17 protein-coding genes are annotated in these 19,821 nt (G+C 72.4%); 11 read left to right on the top strand and 6 right to left on the bottom strand.

Annotated features, from left to right (window positions below):
- Positions 1-230: 230 nt before the first annotated feature.
- From ACWGDX_RS25215 to ACWGDX_RS25200, 4 genes are all read left to right on the top strand, one after another.
- A complete protein-coding gene (locus ACWGDX_RS25215; protein ID WP_363079219.1) occupies positions 231-1,565 on the top strand; it encodes an ABC transporter substrate-binding protein in 1,335 nt (444 codons plus the stop codon).
- 3 nt (positions 1,566-1,568) lie between these two features.
- The gene (locus ACWGDX_RS25210; protein WP_453628984.1) at positions 1,569-2,687 is read left to right on the top strand and encodes a carbohydrate ABC transporter permease; all 1,119 of its coding nucleotides are present in this window, start codon (positions 1,569-1,571) and stop codon (positions 2,685-2,687) included.
- 8 nt (positions 2,688-2,695) lie between these two features.
- Positions 2,696-3,634 (top strand): carbohydrate ABC transporter permease, encoded by a 939-nt coding sequence (locus tag ACWGDX_RS25205; RefSeq protein WP_453628982.1) that lies wholly within the window; start codon positions 2,696-2,698, stop codon positions 3,632-3,634.
- Positions 3,635-4,093: 459 nt separating this feature from the next.
- On the top strand, positions 4,094-5,503 hold the full coding sequence (locus ACWGDX_RS25200; protein ID WP_453628980.1) for a GH1 family beta-glucosidase: 1,410 nt from the start codon (positions 4,094-4,096) through the stop codon (positions 5,501-5,503).
- Between the two features lie 368 nt (positions 5,504-5,871).
- Here ACWGDX_RS25200 and ACWGDX_RS25195 read toward each other — a convergent pair whose 3' ends face one another.
- The gene (locus ACWGDX_RS25195; protein ID WP_453628978.1) at positions 5,872-7,281 is read right to left on the bottom strand and encodes a sensor histidine kinase; all 1,410 of its coding nucleotides are present in this window, start codon (positions 7,279-7,281) and stop codon (positions 5,872-5,874) included.
- Positions 7,278-7,967, bottom strand: coding sequence for a response regulator transcription factor (locus ACWGDX_RS25190; RefSeq protein WP_363079214.1), 690 nt, complete (start codon positions 7,965-7,967; stop codon positions 7,278-7,280). Before ACWGDX_RS25190 ends, ACWGDX_RS25195 begins: the two co-directional genes overlap by 4 nt.
- A 127-nt stretch (positions 7,968-8,094) precedes the next feature.
- On the opposite strand from ACWGDX_RS25190, the gene ACWGDX_RS25185 reads away from it, so the two are divergent.
- Complete coding sequence (locus ACWGDX_RS25185; protein WP_453629072.1) at positions 8,095-8,736, top strand: hypothetical protein; 642 nt, start codon at positions 8,095-8,097, stop codon at positions 8,734-8,736.
- Positions 8,737-8,829: 93 nt separating this feature from the next.
- Here the strand turns inward: ACWGDX_RS25185 and ACWGDX_RS25180 are convergent, their stop codons facing one another.
- The gene (locus ACWGDX_RS25180) at positions 8,830-9,699 is read right to left on the bottom strand and encodes a spermidine synthase (RefSeq protein WP_453628976.1); all 870 of its coding nucleotides are present in this window, start codon (positions 9,697-9,699) and stop codon (positions 8,830-8,832) included.
- Positions 9,700-9,743: 44 nt separating this feature from the next.
- Complete coding sequence (locus ACWGDX_RS25175; RefSeq protein WP_453628974.1) at positions 9,744-10,145, bottom strand: hypothetical protein; 402 nt, start codon at positions 10,143-10,145, stop codon at positions 9,744-9,746.
- A 249-nt stretch (positions 10,146-10,394) separates the two neighbouring features.
- Between ACWGDX_RS25175 and ACWGDX_RS25170 the strand changes: the two genes are divergently transcribed.
- A complete protein-coding gene (locus tag ACWGDX_RS25170) occupies positions 10,395-11,822 on the top strand; it encodes a tetratricopeptide repeat protein (RefSeq protein ID WP_453629070.1) in 1,428 nt (475 codons plus the stop codon).
- 148 nt (positions 11,823-11,970) lie between these two features.
- Here the strand turns inward: ACWGDX_RS25170 and ACWGDX_RS25165 are convergent, their stop codons facing one another.
- Entirely contained in the window at positions 11,971-12,567 is a 597-nt protein-coding gene (locus ACWGDX_RS25165) for a histidine phosphatase family protein (RefSeq protein ID WP_453628972.1), read from the bottom strand.
- Between the two features lie 217 nt (positions 12,568-12,784).
- On the opposite strand from ACWGDX_RS25165, the gene ACWGDX_RS25160 reads away from it, so the two are divergent.
- Genes ACWGDX_RS25160 through ACWGDX_RS25150 form a run of 3 tightly spaced genes read left to right on the top strand, consistent with a single transcriptional unit; the run spans position 12,785 to position 16,867 of the window.
- Entirely contained in the window at positions 12,785-13,897 is a 1,113-nt protein-coding gene (locus tag ACWGDX_RS25160; RefSeq protein ID WP_453628970.1) for a phosphatase PAP2 family protein, read from the top strand.
- On the top strand, positions 13,815-15,161 hold the full coding sequence (locus tag ACWGDX_RS25155) for a hypothetical protein (RefSeq protein ID WP_453628968.1): 1,347 nt from the start codon (positions 13,815-13,817) through the stop codon (positions 15,159-15,161). Before ACWGDX_RS25160 ends, ACWGDX_RS25155 begins: the two co-directional genes overlap by 83 nt.
- Positions 15,161-16,867 carry a hypothetical protein gene (locus ACWGDX_RS25150; protein ID WP_453628966.1) on the top strand — a complete coding sequence of 569 codons (1,707 nt, stop codon included), beginning with the start codon at positions 15,161-15,163 and terminating at the stop codon, positions 16,865-16,867. Before ACWGDX_RS25155 ends, ACWGDX_RS25150 begins: the two co-directional genes overlap by 1 nt.
- A gap of 35 nt (positions 16,868-16,902) precedes the next feature.
- On the opposite strand, the gene ACWGDX_RS25145 is transcribed toward ACWGDX_RS25150, so the two are convergent.
- Positions 16,903-18,132, bottom strand: a complete 1,230-nt coding sequence (locus tag ACWGDX_RS25145) for an RNA-guided endonuclease InsQ/TnpB family protein (protein WP_453628964.1) — start codon at positions 18,130-18,132, stop codon at positions 16,903-16,905.
- 28 nt (positions 18,133-18,160) lie between these two features.
- Between ACWGDX_RS25145 and ACWGDX_RS25140 the strand changes: the two genes are divergently transcribed.
- Positions 18,161-18,319, top strand: coding sequence for an Arc family DNA-binding protein (locus ACWGDX_RS25140; RefSeq protein ID WP_382852849.1), 159 nt, complete (start codon positions 18,161-18,163; stop codon positions 18,317-18,319).
- A gap of 96 nt (positions 18,320-18,415) precedes the next feature.
- Positions 18,416-19,768 (top strand): AAA family ATPase, encoded by a 1,353-nt coding sequence (locus ACWGDX_RS25135; protein WP_453628962.1) that lies wholly within the window; start codon positions 18,416-18,418, stop codon positions 19,766-19,768.
- The last annotated feature ends 53 nt before the right edge of the window (positions 19,769-19,821 follow it).

Here is a 19,821-nt window from a genome sequence, read left to right as displayed (position 1 = left end):
GGCGCGACCCAACAAACGGATAAACGAGCCACCTCTCGCCGCCCGGTCCCTTGACACCCCTACGGGGACCCGCGACGCTTCAACACATCACACATGGGAGCGCTCCCACCGTACCCGACCCATATCTGCCCCGCACGTATCCCGACCGCACCGGATCCGCCCAACTGCCGAGCCTTACGGAGCAGTTGGCCGGAGCCCGGCATGTCGGTGCGGTGCATTAGGAGGACGTAATGCGCACACGTACTCGCTCGTCCCGCCGGGTGGTGGTCCTCGCGGCCGTCGCCGCGCTCGGCGCCGGAATCCTGGCCGGCTGCGCGGAGGACACCGACGACCCCTCCGGCAGCGCCCCGGGCGGAGGCGTCGGCGGCAAGGGCAAGACCACGATCACGGTGGGGGTCTTCGGGGCCTTCGGCCTCAAGGAGGCCGGGCTCTACGACCAGTACATGAAGCTCAACAAGGACGTGGTCATCAAGCAGACCTCGATCGAGCGCAACGAGAACTACTATCCGCAGCTCCTCACCCACCTCGGGAGCGGCAGCGGGCTCGCCGATGTCCAGGCCGTCGAGGTCAACAACATCGCGGAGATCACCGCCACCCAGGGCGACAAGCTCGTGGACCTCGGGAAGACCGAGGGCGTGCAGAAGGACAGCTTCCTGCCGTGGAAGTGGTCGCAGGCCACCACCACGGCCGGCAAGACCATCGCGCTCGGCACCGACATCGGGCCGCAGGGCATCTGCTACCGCAAGGACCTCTTCGCCGCGGCGGGCCTGCCCACCGACCGTGAGGCGGTCGGCAAGCTGTGGGCGGGCGACTGGGGCAAGTACCTCGACACCGGGAAGCAGTTCAAGACGAAGGCGCCCAAGGGCACGGCCTTCGTGGACTCGGCGAGCGGTGTGATGGCCGCCATCACCGGCGGCAACGCCAACCGTTTCTACGACCAGGACGGCAAGGTCATCTACAAGACCAACCCGGCCGTGCGCCAGGCCTGGGACACCGCGGCCGAGTTCGCGAGCGCCGGACTGACCGCCAAACTCCAGCAGTTCACCCCCGGCTGGGACCAGGGATTCGCGAACGGCACCTTCGCCACCGTCTCCTGCCCGGCCTGGATGCTGGGTTATATCCAGGACAAGGGCGGGGAGGCGGGCAAGGGCAAGTGGGACGTGGCCGCCGCGCCCAAGCCCAGCAACTGGGGCGGCTCCTTCCTCACGGTGCCCGAGGCGAGCAAGAACAAGGAAGCCGCGGCCAAACTCGTGGCCTGGCTGACCGCACCCGAACAGCAGGCCACGCTCTTCGCCGAGCGTGGCAGCTTCCCCAGCTCCCAGGCCGCGTACAGCCTGCCGGCCGTGTCGGGCGCCAAGCACGAGTACTTCGACAACGCCCCCATCGGTGAGATCTTCTCCGCGGCGGCCAAGGGCGTACCGGTCCAGATCGTCGGGCCGAAGGACCTGATCATCGCGCAGAACCTGGCCGACATCGGCATGCTCCAGGTCGACCAGAAGGGCACGTCCTCCAAGGACGGCTGGAACGCCGCCGTGAAGGCGATCGACAACGCGCTGGACCAGTGACCGATGCCCAGTGACGCACGTGCCGCCGCGCCCTCCGAGGAGGAGGGCGCGGCCCCGGCGCCGGACGCGCCCGCCGCGGGCGGCGGGACGGCCGGCCCGCACCACGACCCGTACGGCGACCCGCACCACGACGCCCCGGGCGACGGGCGCCGCGGCGAGAAGCACGACGTACGCCAGGACGCGCACGAGGACCCGCGCGAGGAGCGGCGCCGTGAGCGGCGCAGCCGCTGGTACCGCCGCGATGTGCGCTGGAGTCCCTACGCCTTCGTCGCCCCGTTCTTCGTCTTCTTCATGGCCTTCGGGCTCTTCCCGCTGCTCTACACCGGCTGGGCCTCCCTGCACCGGGTGGAGCTGACCGCGCCCACCGACATGGAGTGGGTGGGGCTGCGGAACTTCTCCCGGCTGCTCGGTGACGAGTTCTTCTGGAACGCGCTCCAGAACACCGTCACCATCGGGGTGATCTCCACCGTCCCCCAGCTTCTGATCGCGCTGGGCATCGCGCATCTCCTCAACTACCGGCTGCGCGGCTCGATGTTCTTCCGGGTCGCCGTACTCACCCCGTACGCCACCTCGGTGGCCGCCGCGACGCTGGTCTTCGTCCTGCTCTTCGGCCGTGACTACGGAATGATCAACTGGCTGCTCGGTCAGATCGGCATCGATGCCGTCGACTGGCAGAACGGCACCTGGACCTCGCAGTTCGCGGTCTCCACCATCGTCATCTGGCGCTGGACCGGCTACAACGCGCTGATCTATCTGGCGGCGATGCAGGCCATCCCCAACGATCTGTACGAGTCGGCGGCCCTGGACGGGGCCTCGCGCTGGCAGCAGTTCATCCATGTGACCGTGCCGTCGCTGCGGCCGACGATCCTGTTCACCTGTGTGGTCTCGACGATCGGCGCGACACAGCTCTTCGGCGAGCCGCTGCTCTTCAACGGCGGCGCGGGCGCGACGGGCGGGGCCAGTCACCAGTTCCAGACGCTCGGGCTCTATCTGTACGAACAGGGCTGGGTGAATCTCCATCTCGGCCGGGCCTCGGCGATCGCCTGGACGATGTTCCTGATCCTGCTGATCATCGGCGCGGTGAACTGGGTCATCGGCCGCCGTCTCCGCAAGAGCGCGTAGGGGGACCCATGTCGACGACTTCGCAGACACTCACGGATCCGCGGGCATCCTCCGGTCAGCCGGCCGGCACAGAGCGGGGCGGGCCGGGGTGGCGCCGCTCACGGCCCGAAAAGCGCGGCGCGGGCCGGCAGCTCCACGGCGGGCGGATCACCTACGCCGTACTGATCCTCTTCACGGTCGGCTCGCTCTTCCCGCTGGTGTGGACGGCGATCGCGGCCTCCCGCAACAACACCCGGCTCGCCCAGACTCCCCCGCCGTTCTGGTTCGGCGGAAACCTCTTCAAAAATCTGGAGATCGCCTGGACCGACGCCAATATGGGCACGGCCCTGCTCAACACGACCGTGGTCGCGGGCGCGATCGCGGCGGGCACGGTGCTCTTCTCCACCCTCGCCGGATTCGCCTTCGCCAAACTGCGCTTCCGCTTCCAGAATCTGCTTCTGCTGCTGGTGATCGGCACGATGATGGTGCCGCCGCAGCTCAGCGTCGTACCGCTGTACATGCTGATCGCCGAGCTGTCCTGGACCGACCAGCTCCAGTCCGTCATCCTGCCCACCCTGGTCAGCGCCTTCGGGGTGTTCTTCATGCGGCAGTATCTGATCGGGGCGCTGCCCACCGAGCTGATCGAGGCCGCCCGGGTGGACGGCGCGAGCAGCTGGCGGGTGGTGTGGCACGTGGTCTTCCCGGCGGCGCGGCCCGCGATGGCCGTGCTGGGGATGCTGACCTTCGTGATGGCCTGGAACGACTTCTTCTGGCCGATCATCGCACTGACGCAGAACGGCAATCCCACCGTGCAGGTGGCGCTGACGGGGCTCGGCCGGGGCTATATCCCCGACCAGTCGGTGATCATGGCGGGCGCGCTGCTGGGCACACTGCCGCTGCTGCTCGCCTTCGTGATCTTCGGCAGGCATATCGTCGGCGGGATCATGCAGGGCGCGGTCAAGGGCTGAGCCGGGCCCGCAGGCGCCTGCCACCGCGTCGGGGTCCGTGTCAGGGGTCCGCGTCGAGGGTCCGCGTCGAGGGTCCGCGTCGAGGCCCGGCCGAGGACGCATCGGGCACGAGCACCCGCCCGGCGCCCGGGTCCCGGGTCCCGGTCGCGACGGCCGGGCAGTCGGGTGCCGGGCCCGGCCGCCGTCCCGTCGTACGGGGCAGGGGCCCAGCGCCCGCCTCCGGGCTCGGGCCCCGGAGCCCCTGGCACCCGCTCCGAGCCCCGGGCCCCCGGCCTCGGACCCCCGGCCCGGGGTGCCCGGCCGCCCGACGGCTGATGGGCCGCCCTCGGCCGCCCGCGCCGGTCCCGCCCGTCCCGTCCCCGCCCCCCGCCCCCGTCGAGGGCCCTCGTACCACCCGTACCGCCCGTACCGCCCCGATACCACTCGTCCCTCTCACACCTACGGCAACGGGAGCTGCTCATGTCCGACACCTTTCCGCCCGGCTTCCTGTGGGGCACCGCCACCGCCGCGTACCAGATCGAGGGCGCGGCCCGGGAGGACGGCCGTACGCCGTCCATCTGGGACACCTTCAGCCATACGCCCGGCAAGGTCGCGCAGGGCCACACCGGCGACATCGCCGTCGACCACTTCCACCGCAGGGCCGAGGACGTCCGGCTGATGGCGGACCTGGGCGTGAACGCGTACCGCTTCTCGGTCTCCTGGCCGCGTGTCCAGCCCACCGGGCGCGGTCCCGCCATCCAGCGCGGTCTCGACTTCTACCGCGCGCTGGTCGACGATCTGCTCGGCCACGGCATCGAGCCCGTCCTCACCCTCTACCACTGGGATCTGCCGCAGGAACTGGAGGCGGCGGGCGGCTGGCCCGAGCGCGAGACGGCCTACCGCTTCGCGGAGTACGCGCGGTACGTCGGCGAGGCGCTCGGCGACCGGGTACGGCGCTGGAGCACCCTCAACGAGCCCTGGTGCAGCGCCTTCCTGGGGTACGCGTCCGGGGTGCACGCCCCGGGCCGTACGGACCCGGCGGCGGCGCTGCGCGCGGCGCACCACCTCAACCTCGGCCACGGTCTGGCCGCACAGGCCCTGCGCTCCGTGCTCCCGGCGAACGGACTGCTGTCGGTGAGCCTCAACCCGTCGGCCGTACGGGCCCGTACGCCGGCGCCCGCGGACCTGGACGCACGGCGCCGTATCGACGCGCTCGCGAACCGGATCTTCACCGGTCCGATGCTGGGCGGCGCGTACCCCGAGGATCTCTTCGCGGACACCGCGCGGATCACCGACTGGTCCTTCGTCCGCGACACCGACCCGGCCACGATCCGGCAGCCGCTGGACTCGCTGGGCATCAACTACTACGCGCCCGCGGTGGTCTCGGCCGCCACGGACGAGTTCGCCGGCCGTCACGACGGCCATGGCGAGAGCGAGCACTCGCCCTGGCCGGGCGCCGACTCCGTCGCCTTCCACCAGCCGCCCGGTGAACTCACCGAGATGGGCTGGTCGGTGGATCCGAGCGGGCTGTACGACCTGCTGATGCGGTACACGCGCGAGGCGCCGGGGCTGCCGCTGATGGTCACCGAGAACGGCGCCGCGTACGCGGACAGGCCCGGCGCGGACGGTACGGTCCACGACCCGGACCGGATCCGCTATCTGCACGGCCATCTCGCCGCGGTCCGGCGGGCGATCGGCGACGGCGCCGATGTCCGCGGCTACTTCCTCTGGTCCCTGCTGGACAACTTCGAGTGGGCGTACGGCTACGGCAAGCGCTTCGGCGCGGTGCACGTGGACTACGAGACCCAGCGCCGTACGCCGAAGTCGAGCGCGCTCTGGTACGCCCGGCTGGCCGGTACGGGCGTACTGCCGGAGGTCCCGGTCGGCTGACGCGGCCCGCGGGACCGCCGCCCGCCGGGTCTTCTCCGTACGCGCGCGTCAGAGGGCCTTCTCCGTACGCGCGCGTCAGAGGGCCTTCTCCGTACGCGCGTGTCAGGGGCCCTCTCCATGCGCCCGAGCCCCGGCCGGAGTGGGTGGGGGGTCGGTCCGGCCGGGGCGGCGGGGGGCGGCTGGTGGGGCAGCCAGAACAGAACGCTAGCCGTCCCGGGACGGACAAATGGGCTGTACCGGACAGGTGTCGCGGTTCTTAGGGCACGCTTAAGGAACGCATCGGGGCCGATTAAAGGTTCGGCGCCTCAAAGGTTCGGCCCCGGCCCGCGTCCCGGAGGCCGGCCGGGTCCCCGGAGACCGGCCGGGTCTCAGACGTCCGCCGTCCTGCGGCCCTGTGCCGGACGCTTGCGGCGGCCGAGGCGGTGGCCGCGAGGGGCGTCCGGGGACCGCCAGCCGTCCAGCCCGATCCAGATCCGCACCTCGGTCCCGCCGAGCACCGAGCGGCCGATCCGTACGTCCCCGCCCGTCGACTCGGCGACCCTGCGCACAATGTCCAGGCCCAGACCGGTCGAACCGTCCCGGCCGCCGCTGTTGCCCCGCGCCAGCGCCGCCCGGGGATCGGCGATACCGGGTCCCGCGTCCGAGACCAGCACGATCACGGCGTCCTCGCCGTTGTGCACATCGACGGCGAAGGCCGTGCCCTCCGGTGTGTGACGGAAGACATTGCCGAGCAACGCGTCGAGCGCGGCGGCCAGTTCGGCCCTGACCACCGGGATGCGTACCGGTCCGCCGATCCCCGCGACCCGTGCCGTACGGCCCTCGTCCTCGGCCAGCGCGGACCAGAAGTCCATCCGCTCCCGGACGACCTCGGAGACGTCACAGCCCCCGGCGGGGCCGGCCGCCACCGTCTGGGGCTTGGCCTCGCGGGCGGTACGGATGATCGTGTCGACCTCGCGCTCCAGCTGGGCCACCGCGGCCCTGGTCTGGTCGGCGGCCGGGCCCTCGCCCAGCGAGGCGGCGTTGAGACGCAGCACGGTGAGCGGGGTGCGCAGCCGGTGCGAGAGATCGGCGGCGAGTTCCCGCTCGTTGGCGAGGAGCTGGACGACCTGGTCGGCCATCGAGTTGAACGCGACGGCGGCGGAGCGCAGTTCGGGCGGTCCCTCCTCCGGGACGCGCGCGCCGAGCTTTCCCTCGCCCAGCGCGTGCGCCGCGTACGCGAGGCGCTGCGCCGGTTCGACCATCCGCAGTCCGAGCCGGTCGGCGACCGCGACCGAGCCGACCACCAGGGCGAGCCCCACCCCCGCGAGCACCAGCCAGGCGGTGGTGACCCCGTTGGAGACCTCGTCGTCGGGCACGAAGATCTCGACGATCGCGATCCTCGCCTGGCTGAGCGCGGTCGGCTGGAGCAGCGCGAATCCGCCCGGGACCTCGGCGATGGAGGCGCGGCCCAGCCGCCGGACGGTCCGCAGATCCTCGTCGGCCGCCCGGCGCGTACCGATCTCCAGCGGCGGACCGTCCGGCTCGTCGGCGCCCGCGGCCGGGACATGCACGGCCATCCGTCCGTAGGCACCGGCCAGCGTGGAGGCGACGGCCCGTTCCAGTTCCGCGCGGTCGGTGGTGATGGAGAGGGTCGGGCCGATGGCGGCGGCCTGCCGCTCGGCGTTGCTGAAGGCCCGGTCCCTGGCCATCTCCTTGATGACCAGCCCCAGCGGTACGGCGAAGGCCACGACGACCATCACGGTGACGGCCAGCGCCACCTTGACCAGGGCCCATCTCATTTCGGCGGCTCCAGCTTCACCCCGACGCCCCGCAGGGTGTGCAGATAGCGCGGCCTGGCCGCCGTCTCCCCGAGCTTGCGCCGCAGCCAGGAGAGATGGACGTCTATGGTCTGGTCGTCGCCGTACGACTGCTGCCAGACCTCGGCGAGCAGTTCCTTGCGCGGTACGACCACTCCCGGGCGCCCGGCGAGAAAGGTCAGCAGGTCGAACTCCCGCCGGGTCAGATCCAGCCGGTTCCCGTCCAGCTCGGCCTGGCGGCGCAGCGGGTCGATGGAGAGCCCGCCGACCCGGATGACGCGCGACGGCGTGGCCTCGTCGGCACCGGCGCGCGAGCGGCGCAGTACGGCCGCCATCCTGGCCGAGAGATGCTCCACCGAGAACGGCTTGGTGAGATAGTCGTCGGCGCCGTCGTTGAGCAGCCGTACGATCTCCGTCTCGTCGTCCCGCGCGGTGGCGATGATCACCGGTACGTCGGTGATGCCGCGCAGCATCTTCAGCGCCTCGGCGCCGTCGAGATCGGGCAGCCCGAGATCGAGTATGACCACGTCGAACCGGAAATGGGCCACTTCGCGCAGCGCCTCCAGGGCCGTTCCGACGCTCCGTACGGTGTGGGAGGCCTCGGTCAGATGCCTGATGAGGGCGGAGCGTACGAACTGGTCGTCCTCGACCACGAGCACACTGGGCATGGGCGGCACCGTACGCCATCCGGGGAACGCGGGGAGGCGGGTCCCTGCGGTCCGTTCCCCGCCGGTGACCCAGGGGGCCTGTGTGACAGGGGAGTTGTCTGGCGCGGGTGTCGCCGGGTGCGGCACTATGGCCCGGATGCGCAGAGGACTCGTACACGCGATGGCCTGGTCGCTCGCCACCGGGGCGGCGGTCACGCTCACGTGGTGGGGCGTCCGTACGGTCATGGCCGGCACGGCCTACGACCCGCCGCGCGCGCTCGCGCTCCCCGCGGACAACTGGGCGGCGCCGCTGCCCAGTCCGGTCGCCTCCTCCACCCAGCGGCCCCCGAGCCCGTCCGCGAAACCGAGCCGTCCGGTGAGATCCGCGGGCACGGAAGCCGCTACGGGCATGGACACGGGTACGGGCACGAGCGCGGGCGCGGGCGGGGACGCGGGGGCCGGCGCGGGCGCGGCGGCACCGGGCGGAGAGCACCGGCCGTCGCCGTACGCCTCGTCGGGAGAGCCGGCCCAGGGCGGCGCGGACGGCGACGCGGAACCGCCCGCTTCCGGGCGGGTGAAGAGCTATACGGTCGACGGCGGCCGGGTCGCCTTCGACATCGGCGACGTCTCGGCGGAACTGGTCTCGGCGACCCCGGACGCGGGCTGGCAGATGCAGGTGTGGACGCAGCCGAGCTGGATCCGGGTCACCTTCACCCAGAACGGCCGGGAGGTCTCGGTCTTCTGCACCTGGAACGGCCATCCGCCGATGGTCCAGTTCGACGACCGCTGAGCCTGTCGCGGCGCTCAGTCTCTGCCGCGGCGCTGAGTCCGTCGCGACGCTGAGTCTCTGCCGCGGCGCTGAGTCTGCCGCGGTGGGCGCCCGTCAGGTGGTGAAGGCGTCGGCCGGAGGCGGCGGCGACGGCTTGGCGCTCGCGTCGGTGACGGCGGGCGCCCCGCCCGTGAAGTCGGCGAGCGCGCGCCCGTGTTCGACCCGCCCCGGGTGCGGATCGCTCGCGACCCTGCGGGTCAGCTCGGCGACGGGCAGCTCACGGTCGGAGGCGAGCAGTACGGCATTGCCGAAGCGGCGTCCGCGCAGCACGGTCGGATCGGCGGCGAGCGCGAGCCGCGCGAAGGCGGTCGCGGCGGTGGCGATCTGCCCGCGCAGATGGGCGAGCGGCGGTCCGTCGGCGAGATTGGCGGCGTAGCAGCCGTCCGGGCGCAGGGCCCGCCGTACCTCCAGAAGGAATTCCGCGCTGGTGAGATGCGCGGGGGTGCGGGCGCCGCTGAACACATCGGCGATCACCAGATCCGCCCAGCCGTCCGGCACCTTGGCGAGCCCGGCACGGGCGTCGGCGGAGCGGACACGTATCCGGGCGCCGGGGTCCAGCGGAAGCCGCGTACGGACGAACCGGACCAGCGCCGCGTCCACTTCGACGATCTGCTGGGTGGAGCGGGGGCGGGTGGCGGCGACATAGCGGGCGAGGGTGAACGCACCGCCGCCGAGATGGACGACCTGGAGGGGCCGGCCCGCGGGTGCCACGAGATCGGCGACATGGCCGAGTCTGCGCTGGTACTCGAAGGAGAGACGGGTGGGGTCGTCGAGGTCGACATGGGACTGCGGGGCGCCGTCGATCAGCAGCGACCAGGCGCGTGGCCGCTCCCGGTCGGGTATCAGCTCGGCGCTTCCCCCGTCGACGGCCTCCGCCACGGCCGTCTCCGCCGATCCCGCCGCACCACGCCTGTTTCTCGCCACCCGCCCATTATCGGGGGCGCACCGTCAGCTATCAGGGCGGCCCGTCAGCGGCATCGGTCCACCGCCTCGATCAGTCTCGCCGCCTGGCCCAGCGCCTCCCTGAGCACCTCGGGATCCGTGACCGAGCCGGTGGCGTCGGGGGGCAGCAGCCAGTTCGAGCCCGTGACCGGCGGTTCCGCCGGGAGAGACAGATCGCGGCCATGTGTCTGCGTACACGCGCTGCCCGGCATGTCCCAGCCCGCCGCGGTGCCCGGCGGCACCAGAAAGCCGAGGGTGTCGCAGGGAGCGTCATGGAGCACGGGCCCCACCGAGGGAGCACCTCCCCGCCGCAGGATGTCCACCGCTTCGAGCCCCTGCCGGGCCGGAACGGTCACCAGGTCGCAGGGCTCCCCCGCGTCCCCGGGACGCGCGCCGAACTCCTGGCCGGTCGTGTGCTGAGACTCCAACAAGGGAACCCCTCCTCGTCGAGCGCAGGCGCCTTGAGCGCCTCCGGGGGGTTCAACGCCGGACGGCGTCAACGGCTACGGCGGCACGCCGCCGCAAAGGATGGCAGTTCATAGCAGATCACGGGCGAGATATCCGGTTTGCGTGCAAACCCTGTGTGTACGACCCATCACAACCGGTACGTTCTTGCTCCGCCGGAGGTGCCGGAGCAGACCGGCGGCTCCATCGCCGTACCAGGAGAGGGCTCGGTCATGGCGTCGTCCCGGGCAGTTCCCAACCGTGCCTTCCGCGGGCTGCGCGCGCAGCGCTCGCCGGCGGAGTTCGCCGCCGCCGTACGCCGGGCCGCCCGGGAGATCGGTGAACATGTCGCCTGCGACGCGCGCTATGTGGGACGGGTGGAGGCGGGTGAGATCCGCTGCCCCAACTACGCGTACGAACGGGTCTTCCTGCATATGTTCCCGGGGCTGACCCTGAAGGACCTGGGCTTCTCGGCGCGGGAAGAGGTACGCGGCAGAGCGGCCCGGACGCCGGCGGAACCGCCGCCGTCCCCGCCACCGCCACCACCTCAGCCACCGTCCCCGCCCCCGACGCCGGTCAGCGACACCCGTGCGACCGGTGCGACCAGTGCCAGTACTACCGGCGATACCAGTGACACCAGTGAGGAGAGCGACGTGCTGCGTCGCGCATTCATGACGAGCGCCCCCGTCACGGTGATGGCCGCGTCCCTCGGTCTGGGCGGTGCGCCCGCCGCGGCCGTGCCCGCCCCGCGCCGGGTCGGCGAGGCCGAGGTGGCCGCCGTCGAGGAGGCCGTACGGCGGATCCGGCTGCTCGACGACCGCCATGGCGCCGAAGGGCTCTACCGGCAGGCCACCCGGCCGCTGCGCGCCGCGTACGGGCTGCTCGACTCGGGCGCGGCCACCCGCAGGACCACCGTCGACCGGCTGCACTCGGGGGCGGGCGAGCTGTCGATCTCGGTGGGCTGGCTCGCCCATGACTCCGGCCGGTTCGACGACGCGCGCTCGCACTACGCGGAGGCGCTGGCGACCTCACGGGTCGCGGCCGATCCCGCGCTGGAGGCGCACGCCTTCTGCAACATGTCCTTCCTGGCCAGGGACGCGGGCCGGTGCCGCGAGGCGGTGCGCGCCGCGCAGGCGGGCACCCGCGCCGCGGCCCGGCTCGCCTCGCCCCGGCTGCTGTCGCTGCTCGCCCTGCGCGAGGCGGGCGGCTGGGCCGGGCTCGGCGACCGCGGGAGCTGTGAGCGGGCGCTGGCGCTGGCGCACGGCCTCTTCGAGCGCGGTCCCTCGGACGCGGACCCCGAGTGGATGTCCTTCTTCGGCGAACCCGAGCTGGCGTCGCAGGAGGCGCTCTGCCACGAGGCGCTCGGCGACTGGGCGCGGGCGGCGCGCCACGCGTACCGCGCCACGGTCCTCCAGGATCCGCACTTCGCCCGTAACCTCGCCCTCTACCGCGCGGAGCTGTCCACCGACCTGGCCCGCGCGGGCTCACCCGACGCGGCGGCGGTGGCGGGCCACCAGGTGCTGGATCTGCTGGACGGGGTCCAGTCGTCCCGTATCCACACGAGACTCGCGACCACGGCCCGGGTGCTGCTGCCCCGGCGCCGGCTGCCGGAGGTCGGCGCCTTCCTGGACCGCCACAGCGCGACGACCGCCCGCGCGTAGGACGACACGCGGGACGACACGTAGGACGACGAAGACGGCGCGCGGGACCGGGACGACCGCGCGCGGGGCGACGCGTAGGACGACGAAAACCGGTGGAAACGGGGTGGCGGGCGACGGGTGACGGACACGCGCCCGTACCCCCGGCGTCTCAGCCCACCAGGTGTCCCGTGTCGTTCCAGACCTCGACCGCCGGGAGTCCGTAGGCCCAGCCGAGCACCGACACCGACGTCGGGTCGAGCCGGATACGCGCCGCGAAAGAGATGTCCTCGCCCAGCCAGCGCGCGCCTATCGCGCGCAGGATGTGGCCGTGGGCGAAGACCAGCACATCGCGGTCGGCCGAGCGCGCCCAGGCCACGGCCTCGTCCGCGCGGGCCGAGACCTCCGCCAGGCTCTCGCCGTCGGGGACGCCGTCCCGCCAGATGAACCAGTCGGGCCGGGCCGACCTGATCTCGGCCGGTGTCATGCCCTCGTACGCGCCGTAGTCGAACTCCATCAGCGCGTCCCACTCCTCGGCCCGGTCACCGAAGCCCGCCAGCGCGCAGGTCTCGCTCGCGCGCACCAGCGGACTGGTCCGTATCTCCACCTCCGCGAGGCCCGACCAGGGCGCCCGGTGCAGCCGCTCACCCAGCAGTTTCGCGCCCCGGCGGCCCTCGTCGAGCAGGGGTATGTCCGTCCTGCCGGTGTGGCGGCCGGAAAGCGACCAGGCCGTCTGGCCGTGCCGGGCGAGAAGGATGCGCGGTGCCATGGAGGCTCTCCCTGAAGTTCACAACCGGTGCCGCTCCATCATCCCGTACCTGAACGAAGGGCAACCTCCAGGGGGACAGGGGCGTCCCTCTCTCCGTTGGCCGTGATTCCTCCGAACGGAAGTTCGGTGGTGCACCCGGTCGAGGAAAAGGGTGACGTACACCGTACGGTTGAACACCGGCCAAAAACCGCATGAAAAGACGATGGAGACCGCCCGCATGCCGCACAGTGCCGCCGCCCGCGCCACAGCCAGCGCCCGCGTCGGCGCCACGCGTCAGCCGGGTGTCCGGCCCCGCTGGTGGGCGGAGCTTACGCTCGTCGTCCTGATCTACGCCGCGTATTCGGCGGGACGGCTGCTGGCCCGCGACGACGGGTCGGCGGCCGTCGACCACGGGCTGGCGATCCTCCGGGTCGAGAAGGCCCTCTTCCTGAACGCCGAGCACCCGCTCAACCGGCTCTTCACCGCCACTCCGGCGCTCGCCGTCCCCGCCGACTTCGTCTACGCCTCGCTCCACTATCTGGTCACGCCGGCCGTTCTCGTCTGGATCTTCCGCCGCCGCTCCACGCATTACCGGGCCGCGCGGAGCTGGCTCACGATCTCCACCCTGCTCGGTCTGGTCGGCTTCACCCTGCTGCCCACCAGCCCGCCCCGGCTGCTGGACGCGCGTCACGGCTTCGTCGACACCATGGCGCAGTACAGCGAGTACGGCTGGTGGGGCGGCGAGGCGAGCGCGCCACGCGGTCTGGGGGAGATGACCAACCAGTTCGCCGCGATGCCGAGCCTGCATGTCGGCTGGGCCCTGTGGTGCGGGGTGCTGCTGTGGCGGCACGCGCGTACGCCGCTGGTGCGGTGGCTGGGCGCCCTCTATCCGGCCGTCATCACCGTGGTGGTGATGGGAACGGCGAACCACTACTTCCTGGACGCGGTCGCGGGCGCGCTGGTGATGGCGGTGGGGGCGCTGCTGACAGGGCCCGCGATACGGGCGGCGGACCGGCTGCGGGCGGCGGTGGCGGCCCGCCTCGGAAAACCACCGGCTCCCTCGCGCGCTCCCGCGCCCCTTCCCTCCCCCTCTTCCGAGCCGACACCCGAGCCCGCTCCCGAGCCGGCACCCGAGCCCGTCTCCTCGCACGCGCTCCCGTCGACCGCCTCGCCGGATCACTCGCCGAAGGGCACCCGTATCCCCGGGCGGCCCGCTCCGCGGCCCCGCGCATCCCCGATTGTCAGCGGTGGATGCGAGACTTCCGCGGGTGACCGAATCCCTGGGCGGCGGACCCGTGGCAGCACCTCCGGCACCTCCTCCGCAGACGACACTCCGGCGACGGCTCGCTGAGCTGCGCGGCCCCGCTGTCGCGCCGCATCCGCTCGACGCCCGCGCGCTGGCCGCCCTCGCGGCGAACCCCGGCTGCCGGCGGCGGGCCCTGCTGGACGGCGCCGGTGTCGACAAGGCGGCGCTCGCCACGGCGCTGGGTTCCCCCGCGCCGTTCGGACAGTCCCAGTTCGCGTTCATGCGCGGGAACGCGTTCGAGGCGAAGGTCAAGGCCGACGGCGGTACGGAGCTGCTGCGGCTGCTGACGGACCGGCTCGGCGGGCAGGAGCCGCCGCCCGCGCCCGGTGAGGTCTCCGTCCCCGATCTGTCGGCGGCCGGCCCCGAGGGACGTACGGCGCGTACGGCACTGGCCCTGCGCGAGGCCACGGCGGCCGGGACCTGGGCGCTGCTCGACCATCCGCTGCTGGCGCTCGAAGTGGCGGGCTCGCCCGCGTATCTGGAGCCGGACGCGGTGGTGGTGCGCCCCGACGGCCGGTGGACGGTCGTGGAGATCAAGTCCTTCCCGATGATCGACGGTTCGGCGGACGCCTCCAAGGTGGGCGCGGCGGCGCGGCAGGCCGCGGTGTACGTACTGGCCCTGGAGCGGGTCGCGGCCCGTACGGAGGGCGCGGAGGTGGGCCATCAGGTGCTGCTGGTCTGCCCGAAGGACTTCTCCAATCTGCCGGCCGCGTCCGTCGTCGACGTACGCAAGCAGTTGTCGGTGACGCGCCGTCAGCTCACCCGGCTGACCCGGATCGAGGACATCGCGGACACCCTCCCCGAGGGCATGACCTTCGACCTCGGCCGCTGTTCCGGCGCCGAGCTGACGAGCGCGGTCGACGCGGTCACCGCCGCCTATGCCCCCGAGTGTCTCGCCGCCTGCGAGCTGGCCTTCCACTGCCGCTCCCGCGCCCGGGAGCGAGGCGCGGTGGAGGCTCTGGGGCGCAGCGTACGGGGCGAACTGGGCGCGCTGACGACGGTCACGGCGGTGCTGTCGGCCGCCCACGGCGATTCGGGCGACCCGGACGATCCGACGGTCGCGGCGCTCCGCCGGGCGGCGACGCTGCGGGCGGAGGCGCTGGCGGGCGCCGGGAATACCGGGGGCCGGCCGGGCCCGGCGGGAGATCGGGCGGGGGATCCGGAGGGGCCGGGAGGTCCGGCGGGATCCGTCGCCGCCCGGACCGGCGCGGACGGAAGCGACGCGGACCGGACCCACGCCGACGGGACTCACGCGGACCGGACTCACGCGGACCGGGCCGACACCGGCCGTACGGAGGCGGAGGGCTGATGTCGCTGATCAGTACGCTCGCCCGGCTGGAGGCCGTGGCGAGCGGGCGGGCCCAGCCGCTGACCACCGTCCGGCATCGGCGGATCGGTGAACGGCCGCTCGTCCTCGTGCCGTTGACCACCGCGGGCGAGGCGGGCGCACCGCTCGGCGCGCTCGTCGGCACGGACCGGGACGCGCCGCGGCTGCTGACCGTCGCACAGCCGCGCGACCGCGATCTGCGGTTCGCGTTCCTCGGCGAGCTGGCCGAGGCCGTGCTGCCGTATCTCGACACGTACGCGGATGTGATCGAGCCCGCCGAGCGCAACGAGACCGACCCGGAGACCGGGAAGCGGGTCAAGGTCGAGGTCGAGCTGTGCGTGGACGCACCGCAGTTGATCGTGCCGAGCCGGCCCGGTATCGATTTCGTACGGCTGCTGGGGCGGTCGATGCGGTTCCGGCGCACCGCCGAGGACGACCCGGACACGCCGTATCCCGCGCCGCCGCGCGTACCGCTGCTCGGCCGCTGGCTGACGCACTACGGCGAGCGCGCCCGCGTACCGGGCTCCTCGCTGCTGCTCGCGACGACCGATCTGCTCAACCGCCACTGGGCGACCGGGCAGTCCGGCCTGGAGGATCAGCATCTCGGCGCGCTGCTGGCCTGGATCGATCCGCCCGGGACGCTGTCGGGTGCCGAGGCGGCGCTCCGGGCGGAGCTGGAGCGGGACAGGGACGGGCAGTTGACGTGTCCGCCCGCCGGGCCCGCGACGGACCCGGCGTTCGACAACAGACTGCTGGCACCCGCCGTCGAGCGGTACGACCGGGCCCGCCAGGAGCTGGGGGCGGCCGAGGACGGACCGGACGCGGAGAGGCGGCTGGCCCGGCTCACGGCCGCGGAGCGGACCATCCGCGAGCTGCTCCTCGGCGTCATGCGGCCGAGCTGGGACGCGGTGTGGCACGGCCTCGACCTGCTGCGTGAACTGCCCGAAGGGGCGCGGGTGGAGGAGCGCTGGACGCGCGACCGCTGGTCGTTCACCGGCCATCGCGACCGGGTGCGCGCCGGTGAGCCGCCGCAGCCCCGGCGCGACGACGCGGTGACCGCCGCGCAGAAGCTGGCCTCGCGCGAGACGGCGCAGACGCAGTTGGAGGCGGCGGAGGCGCTCGACGATCCGCTGGTGCTCGCCGGGCGGAGGCTGTCGGGCGAGGCGTTCGTCGGGGAGGTGACGGAGGTGGTGATGGAGTACAGCGAGAGCAGACGCCCGAGCCCCCGCCCGCTGATCACGGTCCGTACGGACGACCGGCCGCATCTCGGCGAGCGTACGAAGGTGTTCCGCTCGCTGGACGGCAAGCCGCAGTCGGCGGAGTTCGTACGGTACGAGGACGGCACCCCGGCCGAGGACGGAACGGCCGGGGACGGGACCGCGGCCGAGGACGGCGGCGGGACCCCGGCCGGGGACGGCGGCACGCTCGTGCTGCGGCTGACCGACCGGATGGGCCGGAGCAAGGAGCCCGCGCCCGGGTCCGTGCCGGACAAGGGCGACCGGATCGCCTGGACGCTCTTCGAGCACGAGCAGCGCGGCGGTCCGAAGCTGCCGGACCCGGAGGAGACGCCCTGGACCCATGGCGGCCCTCCGGTGCCGGAAGGGACCGCTGGCGCGGCCGGCGCGCCTTCGGGCCCGGCCTCACCGCGGCAGGCTCCGGACCCGGTGACCGAGGAGGACTTCCTTTGAAACCTCCCCTCCCTGAAGGAGAGGGGATTTCTGGCTCACGCTGCCGGATGGGGCAGCGCCCCACCTGGTCTTACGCGGTCAGCACCAGCCGGGATGAGACCAGCCCGGACCAACATCACGTGGGCGGAGTTCTTGTCCCTGGGGGATACGGCTCCGCACGTGGTGCAGGTATAGGTTCGTTCTGAAAGAGGTAGTGCGTGCTTGGTTCTCGCTCCGCACTGTGCGCAGTCCATGGTGGTGTGCGCGGGGTGTACCAGATGCACGGTACGGCCGTGCTTGCGTCCCATCTCGGTCAGGGCCGTCTTGGTCGCGCTGATCGTGGCGTCGGCTGCTTTGCGGGCCATGGTGGTTTTGGCGAGGAATTTCGGGCGGAAGTCCTCGACGGCCAGGGCGTCGTGGTCGCGGACCACAGACTTGGCCCACTTGCGGCCGGTGTCCTGACGCTGCCGGGCCACCTTCTTGTGGAGCTTCGCCGTCTGCAGCTTGGCCTGCTTGTAGCCTTTCGAGCCATTTTTGCCTTTTGGGGGCTTCCTTCGGGCCATCATCCGCTGGTAGCGGGCCAGCTTCGGGGCGGCCTTCTTCCCGTGCTCGGGATGGGGAAGGTCGTGGTCGTCGGAGGTGGTGGTGGCGGTCTCCTTCACGCCCCAGTCAATGCCGATCACGGCCCCGGTCGCCGGGAGGGGCTCCACCTGGGCGGGGACGACGAACGAGCAGTACCAGTGCCCGACGCTGTCCTGATAGAGACGGACGCTGGACGGGTCGGCGGGCAGCTCGCGCGACCACACCACCATCAGAACGATTCCGCCTGCCAGGTACAGCTTCCTGTCCTTGAGACGGAAACCGCGCTTGGTGTAGTTGAGGCTCGGCAGTGCCTCGCGCTTCTTCTTGCACTTCGGCATCCCGGCCCGCTGCCGCATCGGGAGCCGGTCCTTGATGTCCTTCTGGGCTTTGGCGCGAGACTTGCCGAAGTCACGTATCAACTGCTGCTGCGGAACGCTGGAGCCCTCGCGGAGCCAAGAGTTGCTGGTGCGGGCTTCGGTCAGCATCTTGTCGAGCTGAGCCGGGCCACAGGTCCGCCTGTCCGTTCCCTCGGGCCGGTTCTTGTTCCAGGTATGTATTCGCTTGGACTTCGCACAGCACTCGTTCCAGATCCACCGGCACCGGTCCCACTCCGCCATGAGCGCGGTAAGGGCGGTGGACGACACCCGGACACGGAAGGTCCAGCGGGCACGCCCGGAGTCTCCGGCTTCCTGTGGTGTCGCCATGACACCATTCTACCACTACCCTTGGAGCATGGATCATGAAGTACGCATCACACTCCGCCTCCCCGAAGACCTCCACACGTGGCTGGCCGCTCAGGCCAAGTCCGCCCGGCGGTCCCTCAATTCCGAGATCCTGCACCGCCTTGAGGCCGGGCGCAGCGGTCCCGTGGCAGACACCGAATCGCGCTGACGGCGATTCATCCTTCCCTGCCCTGCTCCGCAGGAGCCCGATTCCTCCCCGCCCTGAAGCTGAAGGGCGGGGCATCCCCGGAGGAATCCGGTGACTGTGACCCGTCCTGTCGTGGACTCCGCCCTCTTCGACCCCGGCGCCGCCGCCACCCGGGCCACCGACGCGATCCTGCGGGACACACTGGGCGCCACCCACCGCGGTGTCGTCGTCGACTCACCGCCCGGGGCGGGCAAGTCGACGCTCGTCGTACGGGCCGCGCGGGAACTGGCCGCGGCCGGACGCCCGTTGATGGTGGTGGCGCAGACGAACGCCCAGGTGGACGATCTTGTCGTCCGGCTCGCGGAGAAGGATCCCGGGCTGCCGGTCGGCCGGCTGCACAGCAATGACCCCGATCCGTACGACAGGGCGCTGGACGAGCTGGCGAACGTCCGGAAGTCCGCGAAGGCCACCGATCTGGCGGGCCTCGACATCGTCATCTCCACCGCCGCGAAATGGGCCCATGTGCAGGGCGTCGAGCCCTGGCGGCACGCCATCGTCGACGAGGCGTACCAAATGCGCTCGGACGCGCTGCTCGCCGTCGCCGGGCTCTTCGAGCACGCGCTGTTCGTCGGTGATCCGGGCCAGCTCGACCCGTTCAGCGTGGTGGGCGCCGACCAGTGGGCGGGGCTGTCGTACGACCCGTCGGCGAGCGCCGTCACCACCCTTCTGGCGCACAACCCCGAACTGCCCCAGCACCGGCTGCCCGTCTCCTGGCGGCTGCCCGCGTCGGCCGCGCCACTGGTGTCGGACGCGTTCTATCCGTACACCCGGTTCCGCAGCGGCACGGGCCACGGCGACCGGCGGCTCGCGTTCGGGGTGGCGTCCGACGGCTCGGGCCCCGACCGGGTGCTGGACGAGGCGGCGGAGTCGGGCTGGGGGCTGCTGGAGCTGCCCGCCCGGCGTACGCCCCGTACGGACCCCGAGGCGGTACGGGCCGTGGCCCTGGTCGTCCGCAGGCTGCTGGACCGCGGGGGCGTGGCGACCAGCGAGCGCTCCGCCGGACCGGTGCCGGTGACCGCCGACCGGATCGCGGTCGGCACGGCCCACCGCGACCAGGCGGCGGCGGTGCGGGCGGCCCTCGCGGCACTGGGGGTGACGGGGGTGGCCGTGGACACCGCGAACCGTCTCCAGGGCCGCGAGTTCGATGTCACCGTCGTCCTCCACCCGCTCTCCGGCCGCCCCGACGCCACGGCCTTCCATCTGGAGACCGGGCGCCTCTGCGTCCTCGCCTCCCGCCACCGCCACGCCTGTGTGGTGGTCTGCCGCGCGGGCGTGGCCGAACTCCTCGACGAACACCCGTCCACCGAGCCGGTCCAGCTCGGGGTGACGGTGAAATTCCCGGACGGCTGGGAAGCGAACCACGCGGTCCTGGCCCATCTCTCGGAACACAAGGTGAGCTGGCGGCCATAGGCGGCCACGGGGGCGCCACCGGCCCCGCCCGGATCGCCGCCCCGGGCCCGCCC

The sequence above is a fragment of the Streptomyces sp. NPDC055025 genome (assembly GCF_053608565.1).
This window is presented reverse-complemented; position numbering and strand designations above follow the sequence as displayed.